26 protein-coding genes are annotated in these 25,650 nt (G+C 66.0%); 15 read left to right on the top strand and 11 right to left on the bottom strand.

Annotated features, from left to right (window positions below):
* The first annotated feature begins 9 nt into the window (after positions 1-9).
* Positions 10-1,371, top strand: coding sequence for an FAD-dependent oxidoreductase (locus tag NMQ03_RS16625; protein ID WP_255173101.1), 1,362 nt, complete (start codon positions 10-12; stop codon positions 1,369-1,371).
* Positions 1,372-1,378: 7 nt separating this feature from the next.
* Here the strand turns inward: NMQ03_RS16625 and NMQ03_RS16620 are convergent, their stop codons facing one another.
* The 4 genes from NMQ03_RS16620 to NMQ03_RS16605 form a co-directional block, all read right to left on the bottom strand.
* On the bottom strand, positions 1,379-1,765 hold the full coding sequence (locus NMQ03_RS16620) for a hypothetical protein (protein WP_255173100.1): 387 nt from the start codon (positions 1,763-1,765) through the stop codon (positions 1,379-1,381).
* A 243-nt stretch (positions 1,766-2,008) separates the two neighbouring features.
* A complete protein-coding gene (locus NMQ03_RS16615) occupies positions 2,009-2,839 on the bottom strand; it encodes an oxidoreductase (RefSeq protein WP_255173099.1) in 831 nt (276 codons plus the stop codon).
* Between the two features lie 47 nt (positions 2,840-2,886).
* Positions 2,887-3,915: an aldo/keto reductase gene (locus NMQ03_RS16610; RefSeq protein ID WP_255173098.1), complete on the bottom strand. Its 1,029-nt coding sequence runs from the start codon at positions 3,913-3,915 to the stop codon at positions 2,887-2,889.
* A 9-nt stretch (positions 3,916-3,924) separates the two neighbouring features.
* Positions 3,925-4,806, bottom strand: a complete 882-nt coding sequence (locus NMQ03_RS16605; RefSeq protein WP_255175642.1) for an aldo/keto reductase — start codon at positions 4,804-4,806, stop codon at positions 3,925-3,927.
* A 93-nt stretch (positions 4,807-4,899) separates the two neighbouring features.
* On the opposite strand from NMQ03_RS16605, the gene NMQ03_RS16600 reads away from it, so the two are divergent.
* Positions 4,900-5,781 (top strand): helix-turn-helix transcriptional regulator, encoded by an 882-nt coding sequence (locus NMQ03_RS16600; RefSeq protein WP_255173097.1) that lies wholly within the window; start codon positions 4,900-4,902, stop codon positions 5,779-5,781.
* Positions 5,782-5,867: 86 nt separating this feature from the next.
* On the opposite strand, the gene NMQ03_RS16595 is transcribed toward NMQ03_RS16600, so the two are convergent.
* The 5 genes from NMQ03_RS16595 to NMQ03_RS16575 all read right to left on the bottom strand — a co-directional run bounded on the left by NMQ03_RS16595 (position 5,868) and on the right by NMQ03_RS16575 (position 12,011).
* Positions 5,868-6,836 (bottom strand): hypothetical protein, encoded by a 969-nt coding sequence (locus tag NMQ03_RS16595; RefSeq protein ID WP_255173096.1) that lies wholly within the window; start codon positions 6,834-6,836, stop codon positions 5,868-5,870.
* Positions 6,837-7,007: 171 nt separating this feature from the next.
* Entirely contained in the window at positions 7,008-7,373 is a 366-nt protein-coding gene (locus NMQ03_RS16590) for an STAS/SEC14 domain-containing protein (protein WP_255173095.1), read from the bottom strand.
* Positions 7,366-9,999, bottom strand: coding sequence for an AMP-binding protein (locus NMQ03_RS16585; RefSeq protein ID WP_255173094.1), 2,634 nt, complete (start codon positions 9,997-9,999; stop codon positions 7,366-7,368). The genes NMQ03_RS16590 and NMQ03_RS16585 overlap by 8 nt, the downstream gene beginning before the upstream one ends.
* A 195-nt stretch (positions 10,000-10,194) precedes the next feature.
* Positions 10,195-11,406, bottom strand: coding sequence for an alcohol dehydrogenase catalytic domain-containing protein (locus tag NMQ03_RS16580; RefSeq protein WP_255173093.1), 1,212 nt, complete (start codon positions 11,404-11,406; stop codon positions 10,195-10,197).
* 224 nt (positions 11,407-11,630) lie between these two features.
* Positions 11,631-12,011, bottom strand: coding sequence for a hypothetical protein (locus NMQ03_RS16575; RefSeq protein ID WP_255173092.1), 381 nt, complete (start codon positions 12,009-12,011; stop codon positions 11,631-11,633).
* Between the two features lie 193 nt (positions 12,012-12,204).
* Here NMQ03_RS16575 and NMQ03_RS16570 point away from each other — a divergent pair, with 193 nt between their 5' ends.
* A complete protein-coding gene (locus NMQ03_RS16570; RefSeq protein WP_255173091.1) occupies positions 12,205-13,212 on the top strand; it encodes an MIP/aquaporin family protein in 1,008 nt (335 codons plus the stop codon).
* A 72-nt stretch (positions 13,213-13,284) separates the two neighbouring features.
* Here the strand turns inward: NMQ03_RS16570 and NMQ03_RS16565 are convergent, their stop codons facing one another.
* Positions 13,285-14,106 carry an alpha/beta fold hydrolase gene (locus tag NMQ03_RS16565; RefSeq protein WP_255173090.1) on the bottom strand — a complete coding sequence of 274 codons (822 nt, stop codon included), beginning with the start codon at positions 14,104-14,106 and terminating at the stop codon, positions 13,285-13,287.
* 344 nt (positions 14,107-14,450) lie between these two features.
* Here NMQ03_RS16565 and paaA point away from each other — a divergent pair, with 344 nt between their 5' ends.
* From paaA to galU, 12 genes are all read left to right on the top strand, one after another.
* A complete protein-coding gene (gene paaA, locus NMQ03_RS16560) occupies positions 14,451-15,443 on the top strand; it encodes a 1,2-phenylacetyl-CoA epoxidase subunit PaaA (protein WP_255173089.1) in 993 nt (330 codons plus the stop codon).
* Complete coding sequence (gene paaB, locus NMQ03_RS16555) at positions 15,440-15,817, top strand: 1,2-phenylacetyl-CoA epoxidase subunit PaaB (protein ID WP_255173088.1); 378 nt, start codon at positions 15,440-15,442, stop codon at positions 15,815-15,817. Before paaA ends, paaB begins: the two co-directional genes overlap by 4 nt.
* Positions 15,814-16,731 (top strand): 1,2-phenylacetyl-CoA epoxidase subunit PaaC, encoded by a 918-nt coding sequence (gene paaC / locus NMQ03_RS16550; RefSeq protein ID WP_255173087.1) that lies wholly within the window; start codon positions 15,814-15,816, stop codon positions 16,729-16,731. Before paaB ends, paaC begins: the two co-directional genes overlap by 4 nt.
* Positions 16,728-17,258, top strand: coding sequence for a 1,2-phenylacetyl-CoA epoxidase subunit PaaD (paaD, locus tag NMQ03_RS16545; protein WP_255173086.1), 531 nt, complete (start codon positions 16,728-16,730; stop codon positions 17,256-17,258). Before paaC ends, paaD begins: the two co-directional genes overlap by 4 nt.
* A gap of 10 nt (positions 17,259-17,268) precedes the next feature.
* Entirely contained in the window at positions 17,269-18,495 is a 1,227-nt protein-coding gene (paaE, locus tag NMQ03_RS16540; RefSeq protein ID WP_255173085.1) for a 1,2-phenylacetyl-CoA epoxidase subunit PaaE, read from the top strand.
* 29 nt (positions 18,496-18,524) lie between these two features.
* On the top strand, positions 18,525-19,313 hold the full coding sequence (locus NMQ03_RS16535; RefSeq protein WP_255173084.1) for an enoyl-CoA hydratase/isomerase family protein: 789 nt from the start codon (positions 18,525-18,527) through the stop codon (positions 19,311-19,313).
* A 167-nt stretch (positions 19,314-19,480) separates the two neighbouring features.
* Positions 19,481-20,083: a hypothetical protein gene (locus tag NMQ03_RS16530; RefSeq protein WP_255173083.1), complete on the top strand. Its 603-nt coding sequence runs from the start codon at positions 19,481-19,483 to the stop codon at positions 20,081-20,083.
* 2 nt (positions 20,084-20,085) lie between these two features.
* On the top strand, positions 20,086-20,367 hold the full coding sequence (locus tag NMQ03_RS16525; protein WP_255173082.1) for a PqqD family protein: 282 nt from the start codon (positions 20,086-20,088) through the stop codon (positions 20,365-20,367).
* 4 nt (positions 20,368-20,371) lie between these two features.
* Complete coding sequence (locus NMQ03_RS16520) at positions 20,372-21,580, top strand: hypothetical protein (RefSeq protein WP_255173081.1); 1,209 nt, start codon at positions 20,372-20,374, stop codon at positions 21,578-21,580.
* A gap of 45 nt (positions 21,581-21,625) precedes the next feature.
* The gene (locus NMQ03_RS16515; RefSeq protein WP_255173080.1) at positions 21,626-23,188 is read left to right on the top strand and encodes a polysaccharide biosynthesis tyrosine autokinase; all 1,563 of its coding nucleotides are present in this window, start codon (positions 21,626-21,628) and stop codon (positions 23,186-23,188) included.
* A gap of 9 nt (positions 23,189-23,197) precedes the next feature.
* Entirely contained in the window at positions 23,198-24,100 is a 903-nt protein-coding gene (locus NMQ03_RS16510; protein WP_324642870.1) for a nucleotidyltransferase family protein, read from the top strand.
* Between the two features lie 49 nt (positions 24,101-24,149).
* Positions 24,150-25,040 (top strand): UTP--glucose-1-phosphate uridylyltransferase GalU, encoded by an 891-nt coding sequence (gene galU / locus NMQ03_RS16505; protein WP_255173079.1) that lies wholly within the window; start codon positions 24,150-24,152, stop codon positions 25,038-25,040.
* Positions 25,041-25,049: 9 nt separating this feature from the next.
* Here galU and NMQ03_RS16500 read toward each other — a convergent pair whose 3' ends face one another.
* Positions 25,050-25,457, bottom strand: coding sequence for a VanZ family protein (locus NMQ03_RS16500; RefSeq protein ID WP_255173078.1), 408 nt, complete (start codon positions 25,455-25,457; stop codon positions 25,050-25,052).
* Between the last annotated feature and the right edge of the window lie 193 nt (positions 25,458-25,650).

Raw genomic sequence — 25,650 nt, 5'->3', positions numbered from 1 at the left:
GTTGACGCCATGACATCCAAGGAATCCCTGCCCGTAGCCGTAATCGGCGCCGGACCCGTAGGCCTGGCCGCCGCCGCGAACCTGCTGGAACGCGGGCTGGAACCGCTCGTCTTCGAGGCCGGTCCCGCCGTCGGGGCCACCATCCGGCAATGGGGGCACGTCCGCGTGTTCTCCACCTGGAAGTACAACCTGGACCCCGCCTCGGTGCGCCTGCTGGAGCGCCACGGCTGGGAAGCTCCACGGCCCACCGCGCTGCCGTACGGGGCGCAGATCGTCTCCGAATACCTTGAGCCGCTGGCCGCGACGCCGGAGCTCAAGGACCGGATCAGGACCGGGTCCCGGGTTGTGGCGGTCACCCGGCAGGGCATGGACAAGGGCCGCAGCCAGGGCCGGGACAGTGCCCCGTTCCTCCTTCGCATAGGGCACGACGGCGGCCAGGTCACCGAGGTGCTGGCCCGCGCCGTGATCGACACGTCCGGTACCTGGAGCAGCCCGGCGCCGCTGGGATCGTCCGGCCTGGCCGTTCCGGGTGAGGCTGAAGCACGTGCTGCCGGGCTGGTCACAGGCCCCCTGCCGGACGTTTCCGCTGGTGGTTTTGCCGGCCGCCGCACGATGGTCATCGGCTCCGGGCATTCGGCCGCCAACATGGTGCTGGACCTGGCCCGCGTGGCCCGCGCCAACCCTGGCACTGAAGTCCTGTGGGCCATCCGCGCCGCCACCCCGGCCCGGGCCTACGGCGGCGGCGACGCCGACCAGCTGCCCGCCCGCGGCCAGCTCGGGGCCCGGCTCCGCACCGCCGTCGAGAGCGGCGCTGTCCGGCTCCTGACCAGCTTCCACACGGCGTCCACGGACGTTCAAGGCGACGCCCTGACCGTGCACGCGGCGGACGGCCGGTCCGTGTCGGTGGACCGGGTCATTCCCGCCACGGGGTTCCGCCCGGATTTGGCCATGCTGTCCGAGCTGCGGCTGGACCTGGACCCCGCCGTCGAGGCACCCAAGGCCCTGGGCCCGCTGATCGACCCGGATTTCCACAGCTGCGGCACCGTTCCTGCCCACGGCGCCCGGATCCTTGAGCAGCCGGAAAAGGACTTCTACCTGGCGGGCATGAAGTCCTACGGCCGCGCGCCCACGTTCCTCATGGCCACCGGGTACGAGCAGGTCCGCTCCATCGCCGCCGCCCTGGCCGGGGACACCGCAGCCGCGGACGCCGTCGAACTTGAACTGCCGGAAACCGGCGTGTGCTCCACGTCCGTTCCAGATGACGCCCGGGATGCTGCCGCGGACGGCTGCTGCTCCGCCCCGGTGCCGGTGACGATCGGTTTCGCGACCGGACTGCAGCACGGCCGCAGCAGCGAACCGGCGGACGTCTAGGCGTGCCTTAGGGAGCCGACGGGTCACCCCAGTTGATGCCAATGGAACGGCCGCGGGCGAAATGGGCGTTTGCGATGTCGTTGACTTCGCGCAGGCTCTTCCCCGGGTGGGCCAGCCGGATCCACTCGTAGTCCCATTCCTGCAGGTCCCTCACGCGGCTGATCCGTTTGTGGGCCCGCATGTGGGCCGTCAGGTCTTCGCCGCTGGGGACCACCGGGGGAGGGGGCACGACGGGTTGCGGCCTGGGTGGTGGTGGCACCTTCGCCGGACGGGCCGGGGCACTGGCGGAGCGGACCAGCGCCACAGTCAGCGCAACCACACCTGCAGCGATGAGCAGGACCCACCAGTACTGGATGATCAGGGCTACAACGATGAGGACGAAGAAGGGGCGCACCCGATAGCGCGCGCCCTTGCCAGGCTGAGCGGCGTCGTTTGGCTGCCATGCTGGTTCCTCTTGCGGAGTGGTGGAACGTGAGGAATTCACTCTTGCACCGGGCGTGCGCCCTGTCATGAGTAGTGGCTACTCGATTTTGCGATGCCCGATTTCGTTGCGGCCCAGGGTTTCCAGTTCCCCAACTGGGTCGCATTTGTTGTCGTTTTGACGCCCCAGAACGACAACAACTGCGACCTAGTTGGGTTAGTCGGTGATGTCCGTGCTGGTGCTCAGCTCCTGCCACTGGTCCAGCTCGGCGCGCTGGGCCTCGGCCACCTTGCCGAATGCACCGAAGGCGTCCGTGCCCAGGACCAGCAGGCCCGGCGGGTTGGGGGAATCGACGACGGCGAGGATCGCCTTGGCTGCCTTGTCCGGGTCCCCGGGCTGGTTGCCGTGCGCGGTGTCGTGTTCCTTGCGGCGCTTGCTTACCGTGTCCGCATAGTCTTCGATTGCCGTCGCGGACTGTGTCAGCGAGCGGCCCGCGAAATCCGTCCGGAAGCCTCCGGGCTCTATGGCCGTGACGTTGATGCCCAGCGGCTTCAGCTCGTTGCGCAGCGACCCGGACATGCCTTCCAGCGCTGCCTTGGTGGCCGCGTAGTAGCCGGAGCCGGCCGGGGTGATCCGGGCGCCGATGGAGGAGATGTTCAGGATGGTCCCGGACTTGTTGGCCCGCATGCCGGGGACCACTGCCTTGATCATGTCCACGGCGCCGAAGAAGTTGGTGTCGAACAGGCGGCGGATGTCGGCGTCGTCCGCTTCCTCCACGGCGGCGCGGTAGCCGTAGCCGGCGTTGTTCACCAGCACATCGATGCTGCCGAACTTCTCCCCGGCTGCCTTCACGGCCGCGCTGATCTGCGCCTTGTCGGTGACGTCCAGGGGGAGGGCCAGCGCGGTGTCCGGGAAGCCGGCCGTGATGTCCTGCAGCGTTTCCACCTTCCGGGCGGTGACGACGGCGTTGTGCCCGGACGCGAGCACGGTTTCCGCGAGTGCCCGGCCAAGTCCGGTGGAGCAGCCTGTGATGAGCCACGTTGCCATGGGTTTTCCTTTCATAGGGGAGTGGGTAGTAAGGCGGGAAGCGGCACTTAAGGCCGCTGCCGGCGTCGTGCCTGTGCGGTCAGTTCATGGGTGCCGTAGCTGTTGTCGTCGGGGTTGACGGTGACGCCGGGGGCCACCAGTTCGTCGATGCGGTCCAGCACCTCGGGGGCCAGTTTGGTGTCCGCGGCCGGGAGGTAGGACTCCAGCTGCTCCATGGTGCGCGGTCCCACGATGGCGGAGGTGACGCCCGGGTGGTTGATCACGAACGCGATGGCCAGCTCGATCATCGTCACGCCTGCCCATTCGGCCACCTGGGCGAGCTCCTCCACGATGTCCAGCTTGCGCTGGTTGACCGGCTGGCTCATGTCGAACCGGGCGCTGGGGCGGCGGCTGGAGGTGGGCCGGGACGGCGAGTCCTTCCGCCACCGGCCGGAAAGCCAGCCGCCGGCCAGCGGGCTGTAGGTGAGCGTGCCCATCCCGTGGCGCTGCACAGTGGGCAGGACGTCCTCTTCGATGCCGCGGGCCAGGATGGAGTACGGCGGCTGCTCCGTGACGAATCGCTCCAGGTTGCGCTCGCGGGACGCCCACTGCGCCTCCACGATCTGCGAGCCGGAGTAGGACGACGAACCGATGTAGCGGACCTTGCCCTGCCGGACCAGGTCGGTGAGGGCGCCCAGGGTCTCCTCCACGTCAGTGTCCGGGCTGGGGCGGTGCACCTGGTAGAGGTCGATGTGGTCGGTGTTCAGCCGCCGCAGCGAGTTCTCCACCGCGCGCATGATCCAGCGGCGGGAGCCGCCGCGCTGGTTGGGGTCTTTTTCATCCATGGGCATGAAGAATTTGGTGGCCAGGAAGACGTCGTCGCGTTTTCCTGCAATTGCGGCTCCGACGATCTCCTCCGAGGCGCCGCCGGAGTAGACGTCCGCGGTGTCGATGAAGTTGATGCCGGCGTCCAGGGCGCGGTGGATGATGCGGGTGGCGTCGGCGCGGTCGTCATTGCCCCAGGGGCCGAACATCATCGCGCCGAGGCAGAGGGGGCTGACCTGCACACCGGTGCGGCCAAGCGGGCGGTATTCCATTTCTTCTCCTTAGGCTTCCGGGATGACCATGGCGAATCGCTCGGGGCGTGCCACGTCCGGGTCGGGGCCGCTGCGGACGCCGGTGTCCAGCGCGTCGATGGCGGCCAGCTCAGCAGCAGTGAGCTCGAAGCCGAACACGTCGAAGTTCTCCGCGATGCGCGCCGGGTTGGTGGACTTGGGAATGGCCGAGCGGCCCTGCTGCAGGTGCCAGCGCAGCATCACCTGGGCGGGGGTCTTGCCGTGGGCCTTTGCAACGGCGGCAATCGCCGGGTCCCGCATGACGTTCTTCCGGTTCTCGCCCCAGCCGGGGTAGAACGTGATGCCGCCGATGGGTGACCACGCCTGGGTCAGGATGCCGTGTTCCGCATCCGCCGCCTGTACGGCCGGCTGCGCGAAATACGGGTGCAGTTCGATCTGGTTCACGGCCGGGACCACATCGGTTTCCTCGAGGAGCTGCTGCAGGTGGTGCGGCATAAAGTTGCTGACGCCAATGGCCCGCACCCGGCCGTCCGCCAGCAGGGTTTCCAGGGCCTTGTACGCGGCGATGGTCTTGTCGAACCGGTCCGGTGCGGGCTGGTGCAGGATGAACAGGTCCAGCTGGTCCACGCCCAGCTTGCCGGCCGCCTTGTCCCACGCATGCAGTGCCTCGTCGTAGCCGTAGTCGCTGACCCACACCTTCGTCTCGATGAACACGTCGGCGCGGTCCAGACCAGAGCGGCGGATGCCTTCGCCCACCTCGCGCTCGTTGCCGTACGCGGCGGCGGTGTCGATGTGCCGGTAGCCCACCTCGAGCGCTGACTGGACGGCCGCCGTCGTCTCTTCCGGGGGACTTTGGAAGACGCCCAGGCCGAGCGCGGGCATTGTGATTCCGTTGTTGAGCGTGAGTTCCATAACCATGCCCTTCACGCTATGCGGGTGTGGAGGTTTGTGGGAGGGCTTGCCAGTCCCTCCTTCGCTGCCCGGCATCGGCGTAGCGTGGAGGCCATGACCAACAGCGATGACGTGCGGAAGTTCCTGACCTCCCGCCGTGCCCGGCTCACGCCCGAGGATGCCGGGCTGCCCGCGTACGGCGGCAACCGGCGCGTTGCGGGGCTCCGGCGCGAGGAAGTGGCCATGCTCGCCGGGATGAGCATCGACTACTACATCCGGCTGGAGCGGGGGAACCTTTCCGGCGCCTCGGACAGCGTCCTGGAGGCACTGGCCCGCGCCCTCCAGTTGGACGACGCCGAGACCGCCCACCTTTTCGACCTGGCCCGCGCGTCCACGGCGGCCCCGCGGGTGCGGCGGAAGCGGAGTCCCCAGACGGTGCGGCCCAGCGTGCAGCGGGTCATCGATGCGATTACGACGGCGCCCGCCTGGGTCCGCAACGACCGCGGCGATGTCCTGGCCTCCAATGAGCTGGGCCGGGCCCTGTACCTGGAGATGATGACCGACGCCGGCACCCCGCCCAACAGCGCCCGGTTCACCTTCCTGAATCCGAAGGCACGGGAGTTCTTCGTGGACTGGGAGCGCGCCGCTGACGACATCGTGGCCGTGCTGCGCTCCACGGCTGGCAGGAACCCGTTCGACAAGGACCTGTCCGACCTGATCGGCGAGCTTTCAACCCGCAGCGAGGAGTTCCGCGTCCGCTGGGCCCGGCACGACGTGAAGTACCACCGCACCGGCCGCAAACGGCTGCACCACTCGGTGGTGGGGGACCTGGACCTGACCTATGAGGCGATGGAGCTTCCCGCGGACCCGGGCCTGCGGATCAACATCTACACGGCCGAGCCCGGCACGCCCTCCGAGGACGCACTGAAGGTCCTGGCCAGCTGGGTGGCGACCCAGCGCAGTACCTCAGTGGTGCCGGTGGAGGAGAGCACCTGAGCCGCGACCCCGCTGCGCATATTCCTTTTCGACACGCATGTTCCTTGGCGCACCCCATATTCCGGGCGCGAAAAGGAATATGCGTGTCATGGACGACTTTGCGCGTCGATTACGGCAGAGCGCGTACGACGGCGGGCCACGCCAGCCGCTGCGAGCCTGCCTTCCAGCCTGCCCGCCTTCAGGTCGGCCCAGTCCCACCGCACCACGTTGATTCCCAGGGCGCGGATGCGGTTCTCACGCTGCTTTTCCGCCACAACGGCCTGGGAAGCGGTGCGGCTTTTTAAGAATTCAGCTTTCATGTACTTTTCCTCGCCATCGAATTCGCCTACAACCTTGGGCTCTTTCCAATAGAAGTCGGTGTACCCCACCAATCCCGCCGCATCGGAAAACCGCTGCTGGAGAATTGGAGGTTCGAACCCGGCCACATGGATCAGCGCCCGGCTCCAGGATTCCCCGGCTGAACCCGAACCGGGGTCGGCGAAGGCGATTGCGGCCCGGATCCGCCGTGCAGCAGCAGCCGAGTAGATGTCACCGATTCCGGCCTCAAGCTCGGCTTTGGTGAGGGCGGGCAGTCGCCGGTTCGGGTCCGGCCGCAGGACGTGGTCCAGCGGCACTATTGCCTCGATGAACGGGCTGAACGCCGCCAGGTCCAAGACGGTCCGGACGCGATCGGTAACGAGGAGCCCATCCACCCGTACCACCTTCAATCCGGCCCGGGCAGCAAAGTGCCGGCTGACTCCGGCGCGGGACCTCCCGCCGTCGTTCTTCAATGTGAGTGCCCGGACCGGGTGGCGCCCGATGAACGGGATTCCCCACACGCTGGCGGAGGACTGCCGGGCGAAGATTGTGGGTTTCTCAAAGGTTTCCCCGGCCCCCTGGACGCGGACCCGGTATTGCTCCCAGGGCTTCAGGGCTTTCCACGTCGGTCCGTCGACATAAACGCCGTGTCGAACGCGAACCAACGCACCTGCCCTCACACGTTTGGCGACTTCATTCGGAAGCAGTCCGTGCAGCACGCGGTCGCGGGACAACAAGAGCGGTGGAAGTTCGGTCATGTATCCACGTTGCCGGCGTGCGTCCCCGGGCAGGAGGGGCCTGTGCCGCTATGTGGAGAAGACCTGGCGACGCGCTGCATCAGTTTCGACGCGCATATTCCACAGCGCGCCCGACATATGGGTTGCGCAAAGGAAGCTCCGCATCGGAAATGAAGTCGCGCGTCGCGTGCGCTATGGCATAACCGAATCCTCAGCGAGCCACGCCATTGCCTCGTCCATGGACGTGAAGAACCGGTTGGGATGCACCGGCTTGTGCCGCCCGGTGAAGAAGTCGGCAATGGTCTGGTCAACGGGGGTGGTTCCTACGATGGCTGCGCGGGTCACCGGCCAGGAGCCGGCGAACGCTTTCAGGGCGCCCTGGTCAATCCACTGCAAACCGGTGATCTCCACCAGCATCGGGAGGGCGCGGCCGCCGCTGAGCTCCCGCGCCCGCTTCATCAGCGCCACTGCATCACCTTCTGTGACCACATCTCCAGGTGCCCACTTCAGGTGCAGCACTGCCCCTGCGAGTTTGATGGTGCCGGTGACGTCATCCATGCCCACTACTTTGCTGGTGCTTCACGGCCCAGGGCAATACGGGGCGAAAACGCCGCCCCTTCAGGTGCCGCTCCACCGCAGCCATGGCCCGCGTGGCCACAGCCCAGTAGAGGATCCCGCACACCATCGACGCCAGCACGGCAATCCCCTTGGCAAGCGGCTCCGGGACGTCCACGGACTCAACCAGCGGGTACACGAGCCAGTGGGTGACGTAGATGTACAGCGACGCGCTGGCCAGCAGCGCCGTGATCTGGTGCAGCCCGCGCGGCACCCGCAGGGCAGGCAGCCAGAGCAGGACCAGGCAGCCCGCCAGGATGGTGGCGCTCCGGGACGGGTTGTCGAACGAGGCGGGAACGGTCAGGAAGGCGAGCACCGTCACGGCCAGCCGGTGCCACACCGTGCGGGAGGCGGCGGCTGCCCAGCCAAGGCCAAACAGCCACAGGACCGGCCCCTGGCCCGGGTAGCGGCTGTCAACAAGATCGAAGAGCAGCGGCAGATCCACCACCACCAGCGCCACGCCGAACGCCCAGGGCCAGCGCCGCACCGCACGGTCAGCCGCCGGGACCGCCAGCAACAGAGCCAGCCCGACCAGGACGTGCACCAGGATTTCCACAAACCAGAAGCGGGAGTAGTCGCTCCACCCCGGAGGACCCAGGAGAGTATTGAGCAGGAACACGTTGTGCCACGCGTATTTGTCCGTCACGGCGAACGCGAGCCCGATCACCGCCACGCTGGGGACCACAATCCGCGCGATGCTCCGCAGATGACGCCGGAACCGTTCCGTGCGGCTGCCGGACAGCTGGAAGCGCGCAAAGTTGTAGACGGCCACGGCCATGAGCACGTGCGCGGTGCCTTGCCAGTGGAAGAACCCGATGTGCGTTGAGACGATGGCAACGATCGCCACCGCGCGCAACAGGATCCCGGTTTCCATGGGCGCGAAAAGCCGCCGCCTTTTAGTGGGTCCGGTGCGGCTACCGGGAGACGCCACGGCATGACGCACTCTGTGCTGCGCGGACGATAGTTCGCAGACCGGCATCAGGTGCCAGCCTTCGGGGAGGTACCCGAGGGCATCCTCCAGCCGGATGGACGCCGCCACGTAGGACAGCGAGTCGCCGCCCAGGGACACAAACGTGTCCGTGCCGGAGACGCTGCCCACTTCAAGCACCTCGGCGAAGATGCGCCCAACGTCCATGGACCCCGCGCCAGGGAACGTCGGGCCGCCGTCGTGCCCTCCGCCTTCACCGGCCGTTGCCCCTGCACCGGCGAGTGCGGCGACGGCAGGGTAGTCCGGTTTGCCGTTGCCGAGGCGGGGGATGGCGTCCACGGGGTGAAGTTCGACGGCGGCGCGCGGCAGGCCAAGGTCCTGCGCCAGGGTTTTGGCAATGAGGCCCAGGTCGTGGTCGCCTTCGACGGCGGCCACCACGGCGTCGTCGGACCCTGCGGCCGCTGCATTGACGCCGAGGTCCGCCAGCAGCCGCTCCACCTGCCCCAGATCCACCCGGAGTCCCACGATCTTCACGAAGCGGCTCCGCCGGCCCACAATCTCGTAGAGGCCGTCCGGGCCCCGCCGGGCAAGATCGCCGGTGTGGAGCTCGTCAACAACGCGGCCCAGGCTGAGGTCCTCCGGCCGTTCGGCGTACCCCAGCATCACGTTCGGGCCGCTGTAGACGAGCTCGCAGGCGTCCAGTCCGGGAACGGGCTCCAGCCGGAAGGAGCCGCCCGGCACCGGCACGCCGATGGCGTTCGGATGCTCCAATGCCTGGTCCGGCGGCAGGTACGCCATGCGTGCGGTGGCCTCCGTCTGCCCGTACATCACGTACAGGTCCCACCCCTGCTGCCGGCCCAGCTCCGCGTAGGAACGCACCCGCTCCGGGGCCAGCCGTCCGCCCGCTTGGGTGATGTAGCGCAGGCTGGGCACGTCCATGTCCGCAAAGCCCACGCAGTCCAGGAGGTCGAAGGTGTAGGGCACCGCGGCGAAGGATGTCACCTGCCGGCCCCGGACCAGGTCCCAGAAGCAGGGGTCCACCACCGAGAGATCGGTCAGGGCCAGGGACGCTCCCGCGAGGAGGTGGCTGTTCACCACGCTCATGCCGTAGCAGTAGGAGAGGGGGAGCGTGGTGGCGGCCCTGTCAGTGGGGCGCAGTTGCAGGTACTCCGCGATCGCGGCGGCGTTGGCCTGGACGCCGTCGGCGGACAGGCGGACGAGCTTCGGTGAGCCGGTGGACCCGGAGGTGCTGAGCAGCAGCGCGAGTTCGGGGTGCAGCTCGTGGGGCGTTTCGTCCCGACGCACCTCCAGTACTGCCTGGCCGTTCCCCGTGCGGACCACGATGTCCGGGTCATAGGCATCCGCGAGCGCTTCCGCGGCCGCCGGGTTGGTCGGCAGGACCAGCAGGGGATTTCCGGACGACAGCGCTGCCAGGTAGGCAACCAGGGCCGGCAGGGTGTTGTCGGCCTCCAGCGCGATGAGCCTGCGGCCGTGCCCGAAGGACCGGACAACTTCCTCCACGCGGCGGGCCAGTTCGCGGTAACTCAGCGCCTCGCTGCCGGTGCTGACGGCAATGCGGTCCCCGAACCTGGCCAGGTTGGCCGCGAAGGGGACTCCGGCAAGCTTTGTCTCTAACGTCACCGAAGCACAGTAGAAGGTGAGGCTAACCTAACTCAAATGGATGTATGCACTCCCAACGCTCCCAAAACCTCCCAGCTGCCCTTCAAAGCAGCCCCCACGTTCCGGGTCCGTCCTCGACGGCGCACAGGAAGACCGCAGGAATGCACGACGGCGGCCCGCCCCCAATGAGCGGGCCGCCGGTCATGCACGGGAGGACTAAGCCGTGGTCAGCACCGTCTTCAGCCAGCCTTCCTCGCGCCGGTCGAAGTTCAGGTAGGCGTCCACCACGTCGCTGATCGGCTCATGCTGGGTGATGAACTTCGTGGGGTCAAAGACGCCGGACGCCACGAGGTCCACCAGCGGCGGCGTGACCGAGCGGTGGTCGCAGTTGCCCATCCGGATGGTCAGGTTCTTGTTCATGGCCTGGCCGATCGGGTAGGTGGTCATCGCCGGGCTGTACACGCCGATAATCCCGATCCGCCCGTACTTCCGGACCGTTTCCACACTCCACTGGGAGACCTGCGACGGCGCATTTCCCGGGACCCAGTTATCACCCTGCACGTTCGTGCTGGGTGCAACCTCGGCCACTTCCTGCGCGAACTGCTCCGCCTGCTCCTCGCCCTTGGCCGCGGCGGGACCGGCCCAGGGCCGCTGCGCGTCGATGCCCACGGCATCGATGACCGCGTCCACGCCGATCCCTTGCGTCGCCTCCTGCAGGGCTTTCACGGGGTCTTCGCTGTTGAAGTCGATGACGTCCGCGTTCTGGTCGAGTGCCTGGACCAGCCGCGTTTCGATCCCGTCGATCGCGAACACCCGCGAGGCGCCCTGCCGGAATGCGGACGCAATCGCCAGCTGCCCCACGATCCCCGCACCGTATACGGCCACGGTGTCGCCGCGCTGCACGCCGGCCAGCTGCGCGCCGAACCAGGCCGTGGGGAAGATGTCCGAGAGCAGGATGGCCTGCTCGTCGCTGACGTTGTCCGGCAGCGGAGTCAGGGTGTTGGAGGCCCAGGGGATCCGGGCGTACTCGGCCTGCAGGCCATTGATGGGGCCGGTGGTTTCGGGTCCGCCGAAGAAGCAGGTCCCGGCCTGCGGGCCGTTGGGGTTGGCGACGTCGCACTGGGCGGTGTGCCCTGCCCGGCACTGCCAGCACACGCCGCAGGACATCGTGGAGGAGACGATGACGCGGTCGCCGGGGGCAAACCGCCGTACGGCCTTGCCTACGGCGGTCACTTCCCCTACGGCTTCGTGGCCCAGGATGGTGCCTTCCTTCATGCCGGACATGGTGCCGCGGATGAAGTGCAGGTCCGTGCCGCAGATGGCGCTGCGGGTGATGCGGACAATGGCGTCGTTCGGATCAAGGATGGTGGGATCGTCAACGGTGTCCAGGCGGATGTCGCCTTCACCGTGCCATACGAGAGCTTTCATGAGGGACTCCTTAAACGGGTTCAAGCCGCCGATAGGGTTCTGGTCATCAGGCACCTCAGCGCGCCCAGCTGCAAGATAGTAAGCCTACTGCCTATTTTGGAACCCGGCCAGCAGTTCGGCGCCGCCCCGATGAAGTACAGGCGCGAAAAGTACGACGCCGGCAGGCACCAAAGCGGCCTGCCCGCCTTGTGCAGGCAAGCAGGCCGCGGTCCACATGTCAGGTGCTAGGGCTCCGCGTGCGCGTCCGGGGCGCCCGGCTTGCGCGTGGGATCCACGGTGCCGCCCTTGCCGTAATCGCCTTCCGGGTAACGGCCGGTTTCGGAAGCGGCGGTCCGGCCGGGTACCGGACCGGCCTGGCCGTAGTCGGCCTTGACGTAGCGCCCGGCGCCCACGGTCCTGTCGCCCAGGGGTTCGGGCAGTCCGCCTTCGCTGCCCGCCGGGCCGTAGTCCCCTTCGATGTACTGGCCCTCTTCGTCTTCGGCATGGCGGCCGCGCTGGGCGCCGGCTTTGCCAAAGTTGCCTTCGACGTACCGTCCGCGCAGGTCGCGTTCCTCGGGCGTTTCGTCCGGGGTGGGGGTGTTTTCGGTGCTGCCGTTGTCGTTCATGATCGTGCCTTTCGAACGAACTCCACGTCCCCGGGTGAGGTCTGGGCCCGTTGGGCCATTGCATTCTGGAAACTATTGCTTTTCCGGGACTGTTGCCTGGGGATACTTTCGGCGTAGCATAAAAGTACCCGGATTGTCAATCCGTCCGGATGAAGCCAAGGACAAAACCAAAATCGCAAAGAAGGTACGCGCGATGAGTGATATCAGTCCGCTACGACATGCCGTCCGCAATGGCAGCGGACTCAAACAACTGGGTGGAACCTGGGGCGAGCTCCTCGCGGAGTTCCTGGGCACCTTTGTGCTGATCTCGTTCGGCGACGGCGTGGTGGCCATGGCGGTCGCCGCGTTGCCCGGATCCGGCCGCGCCGCCACGTCAACCACCATCTTCATGGCCGCGGGCGACTGGCTGCTCATTGCCTGGGGATGGGCCCTGGCCGTGGCGCTGGCCGTCTACGTGGCCGGCGGCGTCAGTGGCGCCCACATCAACCCGGCCGTGACCATTGCGTTCGCCGTCCGCCGCAAGTTCCCCTGGCGCAAGGTGGGGCCGTACATCGTGGCCCAGGTGGTGGGCGCCTTCGCCGGCGCCGCGATGGTGTATCTGCTGTACTACAACGCTATCGACGCCTACAACAAGGCCGTCGGCACCGGCCGCGCCGACGCGAAGGGGCTGGCCAGCTACTCCATCTTCGCCACGTTCCCGGCGCCCTACTTCAACGGCAACCCCACGGGCCCGCTGATCGACCAAATCGTCGGCACGGCGTTCCTGGTCATCTTCGTCGTGGCCATCATCGACATGCGCAACACCGCCGTCCAGGCGAACCTGGGCCCGTTCATGATCGGGCTCGCGGTCGCCGCCATCGGCATCTCCCTCGGCGCCAACGCAGGCTACGCCATCAACCCTGCCCGCGACTTCGGACCGCGGCTCTTCGCATGGCTGGCCGGATGGGGCCAAACGGCGCTGCCTGGCACAGTGGACGGCGCCTTCAGCTGGTACTTCTGGGTTCCCATCGTGGGCCCGGTGGTGGGTGGCGTGATCGGCGTGCTGATCTACGACTGGTTCATCGGCGACGTCCTCGATGCCCGCGCCCGGCTGCAGGAATCCACGCCTCCGGGCCGCGCCGGTGGCGAAACACCCCCGGCCACTGAGGCTGCGACGTCGGTGCCGGAGACCCGGACCACGCCGAAGCGGAGGGCGGCCTGAGTTTCACCGGCTGGCGGGGAAACGCACGACGCCGGGGCGCGCTGGTTCGCGCCGCCGCCCCGGTTCGCCGGGCTACTTGCCGCCGTCGAAGAAACCCCTGAGCTGGGTGGCGATGGCGGCGGCGGAGACCTGGTGGGTTTGGCCTTCGAGGACGCGGTGTTCGCTGCCGGGGATGGCGCCGGCGATGGTCTTTTGCCCCTGGGCCATGGGGCCGGCAGCTTTTCCGCCCACCATGACCAGTGTTGGCACGGTAATCGTGCGGAGCCGTTCCACCGGCGCCATGAAGTCGTTGGTCACCCGTGTCTCATAGGGGAGCGTGTTCGCGGCCGCCGTCTGCTTCTTCCACACTCCCGGCATGACGCGCAGGAGGTAGGGGAGGAAGGCCGGGGCGCCCACCATTTTGACCAGGAAGTAGGACACCGCACTGCCGCGTTTGCCGTCCCTGAGCAGGGCCTCCAGGTGCTCGCGGTGGCCCCCTGGCGTCCCGTCCGGACCGCGTACGCCCGTGTAGGGCGCTTCGTACGTGGCCAGCCGCTGCATCGGGGTTCCCGCTGCAGCCGCTTCCAGGGCCAGGGCGGCGCCGGACGAAATCCCGTACACGTAGGGTTTGCCGCCGGCCTCGTTCAGTACCGCCTGGAGGTCCTCGATTTCCCGTTCGGGGGCGTACGGCATGCTCTCGCCGCTGTCCCCGCGGCCCCGCCTGTCGTAAAAGTGGACGGTGAAGGAATCCTTCAGTTCATTTGCCAGCGCACGCGAGGGTCCGAAGGTGCGCCCGCAGAAGGCCCCGTCCACCAGGACCAGGCTGGGTCCGCTGCCCATCCGCTCGACGCTGAGGGAGGTGCCGTCGGGCGACTCCACCGTAAGGACTGTGCCGGTGTCTTGGGTCTTGGTCATCGCGGTGCTCCATTCAGTGCCGGGTCGGGGTGGCGGAGGCAGTAACTGCAAAAACAAGCGGACCATCACGACCCTAACGGCACGTCAGGACGCCAACAAGGACTTCGCGGTCCCGCCCTGGCGGAAGCGGGATGGACATGCCAGGTATCGCGCCGGAAGTGATAGGGCGTTGGTGGGAAGGCTGCCAAACGTGATGGGGCGGTGGGAGATAAGGGGGCGGGAAGTGATGGGGCGTCGAAAATGGGGGCGCCACGCTTGACGCCTCCGCACGCTCCCGCATATCCTGAACGAACGGTCGGTAAATAATTCCGAGACGCCCGACAGGTCTTTGCATAGGAGCAACCATGGCAGCGCAGAACTTGCAGTCAGTGCCGGCTGAGCTAACCCCGGAAGAGGATGCCGCAGGCCAGGCCCACTTCGACCGGATCATCGCCGAGGACTCGCGCATCGAGCCCCGCGACTGGATGCCGGCGGCGTACCGCAAGACGCTCCTGCGCCAGGTCTCCCAGCACGCGCACTCCGAGATCATCGGCATGCAGCCGGAAGCCAACTGGATTTCCCGCGCTCCCAGCCTGAAGCGCAAGGCGATCCTCATGGCCAAGGTCCAGGACGAGGCAGGCCACGGTCTCTACCTCTACTCAGCAGCGGAAACCCTGGGCCAGTCCCGGGACAAGATGATGGACGATCTCATCGCCGGCAAGGCCCGCTACTCCAGCATCTTCAACTACCCGGCCCGCACCTGGGCAGACATGGGCGCCATCGGCTGGCTGGTGGACGGCGCAGCCATCTGCAACCAGGTCCCGCTGTGCCGCGCCTCGTATGGCCCCTACGGCCGCGCCATGGTGCGCGTCTGCAAGGAAGAGTCCTTCCACCAGCGCCAGGGCTTCGAGATCCTCCTTGAACTCTCCAATGGCACCCCCGCGCAGAAGCAGATGGCCCAGGACGCCGTGAACCGCTGGTACGCCCCGGCCCTGATGATGTTCGGTCCGCCGGATGACGATTCCCCCAACTCCAAGCAGTCCATGGCCTGGAACATCAAGCGGTTCAGCAATGACGAGCTCCGCAGCCGGTTCGTGGGCATGATGGTGGAGCAGGTCAAGGTCCTGGGCCTCACCCTCCCGGATGACCAGATCCGCTTCAACGAGGACACCAGGAAGTGGGAGCACGGGCCGCTGGACTGGGACGAGTTCCACGAAGTCCTGGTAAGCCGCGGTCCCTGCAACGCCCAGCGCCTTGAGCGTCGGCGGGCAGCGCACGACGACGGCGCCTGGGTCCGCGAGGCAGCAGCCGCCTACGCAGCAAAACAGTCAAAGAAGACGAAGGAATACGCAGCATGAGCCCGCACGGCAACCCGGAAACCCCGGCCAGCTCGGCCACCGAGATCAACCGCGAAGCCCCCAAGGCCAGCCCGGCACCGGACCACCACGACCGCTCCACGTGGGGCCTCTGGGAGGTCTTCGTCCGGTCCAGCCGCGGCCTGAGCCACGTTCACGCCGGCTCCCTGCACGCCCCGGACGCCGCCATGGCCCTCCGGAATGCACGGGACCTCTACACCCGCCGCAACGAGGGCGTCTCCATCTGGGTGGTCCCGGCGGACGCCATCGCCGCCAGCGACCCCGACTCCAAGGGCTCCTTCTTCGAGTCCCCCCAGGGCAAGGACTACCGGCACGCCACGTACTACACCAAGAGCGAAGGGGTGAAGCACCTGTGAGCTCCCCCGACGCGCCCACCACGGGCCACGGCGACATCTCCACCGGCGTGGCCGGCGGAGACAGCAACGCCTCCGCCACCCGGATCACCCCCGGCAACGCCCTCCGCCCGGAGGACATCGCGCTCGAGGTCAAGACCGGCCTCGCCAAGCCCAGCGAAGACGTCGCGGAGTACGCCCTCCGCCTGGGCGATGACGCCCTGATCCTTGCACAGCGCCTGGGCCACTGGATCTCCCGTGCACCCGAGCTGGAGGAGGACATCGCCCTGGGCAACATCGCCCTGGACCAGCTGGGCCACGCCCGCAGCTTCCTCACCTACGCCGGCGCCGGCATGCCCAACCAGGACGGCACTCCCAAGTCAGAGGATGACCTGGCCTACTTCCGCCGCGAGCACGAGTTCCGCTCCGTGCAGCTGTTCGAGCAGCCCAACGGGGACTTCGCGGCCACCATCGCGCGCCAGTTCGTGGTGAGCTACTACCAGTACGAGCTCTACCGCCGCCTCACCGAATCCACGGACGCCACCCTGGCCGCTATCGCCGCCAAGGCCGTGAAGGAAGTGGACTACCACCGCGACCACAGCACCCAGTGGGTCCTGCGCCTCGCCGGCGGCACCGATGAGTCGCGCCAGCGGATGATCCACGGCCTGCGGACCATGTGGCCGTACGTCAACGAACTGTTCCAGGACGATGACCTGACGCAGCGCCTCGCTGGGGCGGGTGCCGCCGTCGCGCCTTCCAGCCTGCGGGAAGACTTTGACCGCCTCATCGCCGAGGTCCTGGCCGAAGCGGAGCTGGAAGTCCCGGACGTGCCCGCAGCCCCGGGCGGCGGCCGGTACGGCAAACACTCGGAGCACCTGGGCTACATCCTCGCGGAGATGCAGGTGCTGGCCCGCGAGCATCCCGGGGCCAGCTGGTGACTGCCGTGTACATCTCGGATTTCGAATCCCGGACCCGCACCCCGGAGCAGAAGGCCTGGGACATCGCGGCCACCGTGGTGGACCCGGAGATCCCGGTGCTCAGCATCGCGGACCTGGGCATCCTGCGGAAGGTGGACGTGGCGGACAACAAGGTCACCGTCACCATCACGCCCACGTACTCGGGCTGCCCGGCCATGGACGCCATCCGTGACGATCTCTACACCGCCTTCAAGAAGGAAGGCTACGGGGACGTGCACGTGGACCTGGTCCTGGCCCCGGCGTGGACCACGGACTGGATGACCGAGGCCGGCAAGCAGAAGCTGCAGCAGTACGGGATCGCCCCGCCCAGCGGCAACTCCCGGGCCGGCGGTCACTCCGGCCCCCTCCGGCTGAGCCTGGCCGTGAAGTGCCCGCAGTGCAACAGCCTGAACACCAAGGAACTCACCCGCTTCGGTTCCACGTCCTGCAAGGCGCTGTATGTGTGCCAGGACTGCAAGGAACCGTTCGACTACTTCAAAGTCCTGTAAGGAAGCCCCCATGCCTGTTGTCCGCCAGACCGCCGCCGAAGAGGCTGAGGTGACCGGCCGCCGTCGTCCGTCCTTCCATTCCCTTGAGGTCAAGGAGGTGCGCCGGCTCACCGACGATGCCATTGAGGTCAGCTTCCATGTGCCAGCGGAGCTCGCCGGCAAGTTCGACTACCTGCCCGGCCAGTACGTGGCCCTGCGCACCACGCTGCCGGATGAGAGCGGCGAGCCGAAGGAAATCCGCCGCAGCTACTCCATCTGCGCGGAGCCGCGCAGCTTCGCGGACGGTACCAGCGAGATCCGCGTGGCCATCAAGAAGGACCTGGGCGGGCTGTTCTCCACGTGGGCCAACGCCGAGCTGAAGGCGGGGGACACCCTTGAGGTGATGAGCCCCATGGGCGCGTTCGTGTCCAAGCACGGCCGGGACGGGCAGGCCGTGGACCAGAATGTCATGAACTCCATGAACCACCCGGAGGACCTCGCGGGGGAGGCGGGGAACTTCGTGGCCATCGCGGCCGGGTCCGGCATCACCCCGGTGATCGCCATCGCCCGGACGCTGCTGGCCGCCAACCCGGACACCCGGTTCGACCTGATCTACGCCAACAAGGCCGCCATGGACGTGATGTTCCTGGAGGAGCTGGCGGACCTGAAGGACAAGTACCCGCAGCGGCTGGCCATCCACCACGTGCTGAGCCGCGAACAGCGGATCGCGCCGCTATTGAGCGGCCGGATCGATTCGGAGAAGCTGCAGCAGTTGCTGGGGACCGCGCTGCACGCGGATGATGTGGACGAGTGGTTCCTGTGCGGGCCGTTCGAGCTGGTCCAGCTGTGCCGGGACACCCTGGCCGAGCGCGGGGTAAAGCCGGAGAACGTCCGGTTCGAGCTGTTCACCTCCGGCAAGCCGGACCGCCCGGAGGGCCACGCCGGCCGTCCCGTGGTGGTGGACGAGTCCAAGGAGACGTACAAGATCACGTTCAAGCTGGACGGCCTGCAGGGCGAGGTGGCCAGCCCCACGCACGCCCGGGAGTCGATCCTGAACGCGGCGCTGCGGGTGCGCCCGGACGTGCCGTTCGCGTGCGCCGGGGGAGTGTGCGGCACCTGCCGGGCCAAGGTGGTCACCGGCAGCGTGACCATGGACGAGAACTACGCGCTGGAGCAGGATGAGCTGGACAAGGGCTACGTCCTGACCTGCCAGAGCCACCCCACCAGCAAGGAAGTCACGGTCGACTTCGACGTCTGATCCTTTTTCCGCCCCAACCAAGGAGCCCCATGATTTCCCTTTCCATCAGCAACGGCATCGCCGAGGTAGTGCTGGACGCCCCGCACAAGCTGAACTCCCTGGATGAGCAGGCGCTGCGGGATTTAGCACAGGCGTACGACGACGCTGCTGCCGCCGCCTCACGCGGTGAGGTGCGGGCGCTGCTGCTGAGGGGAGAGGGACGGGCCTTCTGCGCGGGCCGGGACATCGCCGGGGTCACCCCGGAGAACGATGACGCCGCCGCGTACCTGGGCGGCCTGGTGGAGCCGCTGCTGCAGAAGATGGCCGCGTTCCCGGCACCCACCTTTGCCGCGGCGCAGGGCGCGTGCCTGGGCGTGGGGCTGGGGCTGCTGCTGGCCACGGACGTGGTGTACGTGGCGGAGAACGCGAAGTTCGGCTCGCCGTTCGCCAAGCTGGGGGCCACGCTGGATTCGGGCGGGCACTGGTACTTCACCGAGCGTTTGGGCATGCACCGGACGCTGGACCTGATCTACACGGCGGACCTGATCTCCGGCGCGGAGGCGGTGGCGCAGGGGATGTTCAGCCGCGCCATGCCTGCCGACTCTTTGTTGGAGTCCACGCGGGAGATTGTTTCGCGGGTTGCTGCCGGCGCCACGGGCGCCTTTGTTGCCTCCAAGGAGCTGGTGGCGCACATCCGCGACCAGCGGCTGGGCCTGTGGCAGGCCATGCAGGAGGAGAACGAGGAACAGGCGCGACTCTGCAAGACCGAGGACTACGCGGAAGGCTTCCGGGCGTTCCAGGAGAAGCGCGAACCGAAGTTCTCCGGTTCCTCCCGCTAGCGGGCTTGTTCAAGATTCCTTGAAGGATTCTTGATAAAAAATTGCAACGCGTTTGCAGAAATCTTTATTTGTGTTCGCGAGAGTAGGCGAAGCCGGGCAACACCGGCCATAGCGCGCTGCCGGTCTCAAAAGGCAGCCGCAGCTGGAAACCTATTCTGGGGGCACAATTGTCTGAAATTTCGAACGCTGGAGTGGATGTAGAAGAAGAGGGCGGCTTTAGTCGCCGTCGCGTCGTCGCGGGTGTGGCCTGGTCCCTGCCGGTTATCGCCACCGCCATTGCGGCCCCCGCCGCCGCCGCATCTCCACCGCCCATCAGTGCAACAGCTGCTTTGGTGAACGGGGCCGCCCCGCAGTACTCCAAGATTGGGGGCGGCGGCACCAAATATGGGGGGACCGCTCCCGCAACTCTTAGCCTCAATAACACTGGGACGTCGTCTTTTACCGGCACCGTCAGCGTCAACATCAAATTAGCCCCGGTGGGTACTGTGCTCGTTGGGATCGGTGTTGAATCGCTGTCCCCTGCCACGACTTCGGCGGCCGTTTCTTTCACTCAACACGCGTCTACAACGTCCTTTTCGTACAGCGGGGCCATTGCTGCCGGGCAGACGCTAAATTTCACAATTCTCTACAACTACGAAACTGTGAATCCGAAGCCGAGCGCCGTCACGTATTCCTTCGTCATGACCACCTCGGTAGTTTTGACGGCGAACGCTGGCGGCTCACTCTCCTTGACGCCCACCGCCAGTCCCAACCCGACCATCCAGTTCTAAGTATGGTCTGGAAACGGGGCGGCTTGGTCGCAGAAGTCTGTACAGAGCCTCGGGCGCGCGTCGCCCTGCTGCACCTCGACGCAACCCAGCCCGTGGTCCTGGAGGGAACTGCTGCGTTCATCTGGGACCTGATTGACGGGCAGCGAAGCGAGCAGGACATCTTCGCCGAGCTTGAGGCCACCTTCGAGGACCAGTCTGGACAGATGCAGGGCCAGGTGGAGGACTTCCTGGCCAGCCTCGAAGCGCAGCGCCTGATTGAGGCATACCTCGGCGCTGGGCTCTAACGGCATGACGGCAACGGGCATCGAACGTGCGGGTTGGCAGCAGCGTCTGATTGAGGAACTGGCAAGAGGCAGTGATCTCCTGTCCCTGGATGTCCTGGGGCAGAAGTTTGTGGTCCGCTGGGGCCGTGCAGTCAGCTGGCAACAGCGCGTCAGCATGAATTCAGCTTGGGCTCGGTGCATCAGCACCGGTGAGCCTCAGTTGCCGCCGGTGCCACCGGAGCCCACTCCAGGCACGCCCTTCACTGCCTCGGTCACCACCACGTCCACCAAGCACCCGGTAAGCACATTCCTGTTGGCAGCCGCCTCCTTCGAAGAGTTGGCTGAGAACCTGACGTCCCGTCTAACGGTTGCCGCCATTCTGGCCAATGCCGGTGAACTGACCATGCTCCACGCCTGCGGCGTGGCGGAACCCGGCACGGGGGCCGTGGTGGCGCTGGTGGCCAAGTCTGGAACAGGAAAGACCACCGCAGCATCCGTGCTCGCCAGAAGCTATGGCTACGTCACGGACGAGACCGTGGCCATTGCCTGGGATGGCTCCGTAATTCCTTATCCCAAACCGCTGTCTGTGAAGCGGGGCGAGGGCGCACCCAAGCGCCAAGTTGGGCCGGACGAATTCGGACTTCAACCGGCCCCGGCTATGCCTTTCATCCAGTCCATCGTGCTCCTGAACCGGGTCCGGGGAAACCCTGCAACCGCTCCCGTGCTGGAAAAGGTACCGCTGGCCGATGCCGTGCTTGCGCTGATCCCAGACTCGTCCTCGCAGGCCGAAGTCGTGGATCCGCTGCAGTCGCTCTGCCGCCTTATCGAGAGCGTTGGGGGAGTGTGGCGGGTGACCTACTCGGAGGCCGCCGATCTTCCTGCGACCCTGGAGCCCCTGTTCCGGCTGCAGTCGGCGTCAGGGACAGAGTGGGAATCGGCCGCAAGAGAAGCTGTCCACCCAGGGCACCTTCCAGCCGGCATAGTCCAGCGCAGGGCCCTAAGGGACGCGGTGGCCATCGGGGATGACTTGCTGGTCATGTCGGACAACGAAGTCGTGCGCCTGAGCGGCATTGGCCCAGCGATCTGGGAAGCCTGCGCCGGCCCGGCAAATTTGCAACAGATCACGAAACACGTCGGTATGATGCACGGCCAACCCGATGGTTACCGCGTCACCGTCGCCGGAGCCGTGGAGCAGCTCCTCGCAAAGTCGATTTTGGTCCGCGGCCGCAACTGAACGGCCCGCATGCCGCCCGCAAGAACTTGAGTCTAAGGAAGCACTTTGAGCACAACAGCAGCCCCTGCGGAGACATCTCCTGGCCTGGATCTCGCCGACTATCTGAACGTCCTCCGGGTCTACTGGAAGGCCATTGTCGCCTTCACCCTGCTGGCCACCCTGGCGGCCGCCGGATGGACTGTCCTCCAGCCCAAGATCTACTCCTCCGATTCCAGCGGAATTGTTGTCACGCCGGGGTCGGACAACGTGAGCCTGGCCCTGGCCGGTGACAGCCTGGCTAAGGCCAAGGTCAAAAACTACGAGTCGGTGGCCAAATCGCGGCTTGTAGCGGACCGGGTTATCAAGGCCCTGGACCTGACGACGACTGCCGATGCCCTGCTGGGTAGCATCAGCGTCAAGGTGCCTCTGGACACAGCCGAGATCAGGATCACCGCACAATCCAAGGACCCTGCAACTGCCCAGCGCGTGGCTGATGTCTGGGTCAACGGCCTCGCCGCCCAGGTGGAGGCGATCGAGACGGCGCCTCCCACAGAGCCAGCGTCAGGTGTTGCTGCACTCTCTCAGGCCGGGGCCTCAGAGAGTGCAGCAACGGCTGTCCGTGTCCTCCCCCTGGGTAAGGCCGTCCTACCCACCACCCCCACATCGCCCAACACCAAGCTCAATCTGGCGCTCGGCGCCCTTGTCGGGCTGGCCTTGGGTGTGGCTTATGCATTGGTCCGGCGGCACTTGGACCGGCGGATCCGGAAGGCTGCGGATATCGAGCGAAGGTTCGGCGTTCCCGTGATTGGCACCTTGCCAGTGGACCACCGGTTGGATGGTAGGAGCACCATTGTGGACGCTGGGACGGCAGCACAACTTCATGATGCCGGCGGTGCCATGGCTGAAGCTCTCCGCGAGCTGCGCACCAACCTCAGCTTCCTTGACGTGGACCAGCCGCCGCGGATCATCGTCGTCACCAGCTCACTGCAGGCAGAGGGAAAATCCACTGTCACGGCCAACCTGGCAGTCACCATGGCGGCAGCGGGTGAAAACGTGGTGGTGGTCGACGGCGACCTCCGCCGGCCCACGCTGGTGGACGTCTTCAACCTTGTTCCTGGAGCAGGAGTCACCGACGTGCTTACTGGGGCCGCCGAGCTTGCTGATGTCCTCCAGCCCTGGGGCGCGCTGCCTAACCTTTCAGTCCTGGGATCTGGGCGCATCCCACCAAACCCCAGCGAGCTGCTCGGCTCCCGGGCTATGAAGAATATGCTCGATGCCTTGGCCAAGGATGCTGTGGTCCTGATCGACGCGCCGCCGCTTCTTCCCGTTACGGATGCTGCCGTCCTTTCCCGGGCAGCAGACGGTGCCATCCTCGTGATTCGAACCGGCAGGACCACCCAGGAGCAGCTGGACCAGTCCTTGGGTAACCTTGACAAGGTCAAGGGTCGGGTCCTGGGAGCGGTTCTCAACTACGTTCCCATCAAGGGCACTGACGCCTACTCCTACTACGGAACCTATACGTCCACGCTTGAACCCGGTTCAGCGACAAGATTTAATCGCCTCGAGGCACCAAAAGCTTCTGGCGGTGCCCTCGAACCATTGCCAGGTGGCCGCAGGACTAGGGTCTAGGCAGAGGCTATGGCGGAAGACTCCAATGAAACGATGCTCAGTCTTCCAGAGGCTGTGCTCCTCGGCCATGCAATGGTCCAGCGCGTGGTGGACGCTTTGGGTATTCGGGCCTTCTTCATCAAGGGGCCGGTGAGTGTGCTGCAAGGGCTGCGTGAACCGAGGATTTCTGGGGACGTTGATGTCTTTGTGGCACCTTCAGACGTCGAACTCATCCTGCTTGCCCTTGAGGGCAGGGGTTGGCAACAACGGCCGTCCGAACCTGAGAGCGGGAGCTTCCCCAAACACTCCGTGACTATTGGCCATCCTCGTTGGCCTTGTTGCATAGACGTCCACTTTCGCTTTCCCGGGATGGATAGACCGGCGGCACGCTCCTTTGAGACGATGTGGGCGAACACTGTGGATATAAAAATCGCTGGGCAGGAGGTACGGGTCCCCTCAATACCGCTCGGAATACTGGTCGTAGCGTTGCATGCTTTGCGAACCCCGCGACACCCCACTTGTCGGCAGGAGCTTGAGTTCTTGAGTAGATTCACGAGCCGGCACTTGTACGCCGATGCCGTCTTGAAAATTGCCATGGCAACAGGATCCCTCGCTGCTGTGCGCCCTTTTCTGGAAGATCTCCTCTCTGAGCACATTCCGCCAGAGTGGCCAGACCCGTCCCTGGAGTGGCGCAATCGAGGTAGGGCCCAGGAACCAGGGAGTGCACGGTTCATAGCCATCATGCAGGCTCCTTGGCGAGACAAGGCCCGATTGCTCTGGCGAGCGCTCTTTCCCCGTTCAGAGGTCTTTTTGAGCGGCAACATCTACGCGGACATGTCCTTGACAGGAAGGCTGAGGCTTCATAGTGACCGGTGGAAGCGCTTTCTACGGGGATTTCCGCGACTCGTGCGCAACCTTCGTGGCCTTAGATGACTTTGCTTTCAATTGCCGTTTAACCCGCCAAATTTGTTAAGGTTCAGCTATGACTACGGGGAAAGCTATTACCAAAGCCGTCATTCCTGCTGCCGGATTGGGAACACGCTTCCTGCCCGCCACCAAGGCGATGCCGAAGGAAATGTTGCCGGTGGTTGACCGTCCGGCCATCCAGTACGTGGTGGAGGAAGCGATTGACGCAGGTCTCACGGACTTGCTGATGATTACTGGCCGCAACAAGCGCGCGCTCGAGGACCACTTCGACCGCGAACCGGGCTTGGAAGCTGCCCTGGAAGCCAAGGGTGATAAAGACAAGCTCGGCCTGGTGGAGTACGCCTCCAATCTGGGTCCCATCCACTATGTCCGCCAGGGCGAAGCCAAGGGCCTCGGCCACGCGGTGCTGTGTGCACAGCAGCACGTGGGCGACGAACCTTTTGCCGTGCTCCTGGGTGACGACCTCATCGACGAGGCCGAGGACCTGCTCAGCACGATGATGGCGGTGCAACAGAAGACCGGGGGGTCTGTGATCGCCCTGATCGAGGTCGATCCGTCGCAGATCAGTGCCTACGGCTGCGCTGATATTTCGGTAGTTGAAGGCGAGGACTATGTCCGCGTCAACAGCCTTGTAGAGAAGCCTGCTGTCGCTGACGCACCGTCCAACCTCGCTGTTATCGGCCGCTACGTGCTGCACCACAACGTGTTCGGTGTCTTGGAAAACACGGCGCCAGGCCGCGGCAACGAGATTCAGCTGACCGACGCCCTGCAGACGCTGGCCGCAAGCGAGGGCGAAGGCTCCGGCGTGTACGGCGTGGTGTTCAAGGGCCGCCGCTACGACACTGGCGACAAGCTGAGTTACCTTAAGGCCGTGATTACCCTTGCTTCAGAGCGCGTGGAGTTCGGCGAGGACCTCAAGACTTGGATGAAGAGCTTCGTTGGCTAATTTACGGCGCTAACGCCTTCGGGGAGGTCTGCGCCTGTAGGGCAGCGGGCCTCCCCTCTTTTTCAGCGCCAGGGCGCTTAGTAAGGCTCCGATGATGGCACCTGACGTGTTTGTCACAACATCTGACGGGCTCGCAAAGCGGTCCCTCAGAAAAAGCAGCTGTCCTAACTCGATACAGCCAGAAATTGCCAGCCCGAGAGCGCCTGATTGCCACCAGCGTTTTTCCGGAAAGGCAAGCGCGGCCGTGAATCCGATGGGGAGGAACAGAGCCACGTTCGCTAAGGCTTCCAGGAAGTCATAGTCAACCCATCTCGGGATGCCGTGGTCCCGGAGAAAATTCAGTAATTGCGAGACCTGCCCTGATACGGGCTGATCGACAGGTGTCGGCCAAAAGGCAATGAAAGCAAGCGGTACCATGATGGCTGCGAGAGTAATCTGGCTGACGCGCTGGCTTCGCGGATACCTCAAGAACACCCTTAGACGGTCCGTAGGAGGGCGAGAAAGGCGGTAACCGTGGCGGACCCGGTAAGCAGCAGGAGAAGGACGTAGCGGAGCGCCTGTGGCTGCTGAGGCAATGGAAACGCCAAGTCGAACTTTCGTGGTGTCTTGC

It is taken from the genome of Arthrobacter sp. DNA4 (assembly GCF_024362385.1).
Classification (GTDB): domain Bacteria; phylum Actinomycetota; class Actinomycetes; order Actinomycetales; family Micrococcaceae; genus Arthrobacter.
This window is presented reverse-complemented; position numbering and strand designations above follow the sequence as displayed.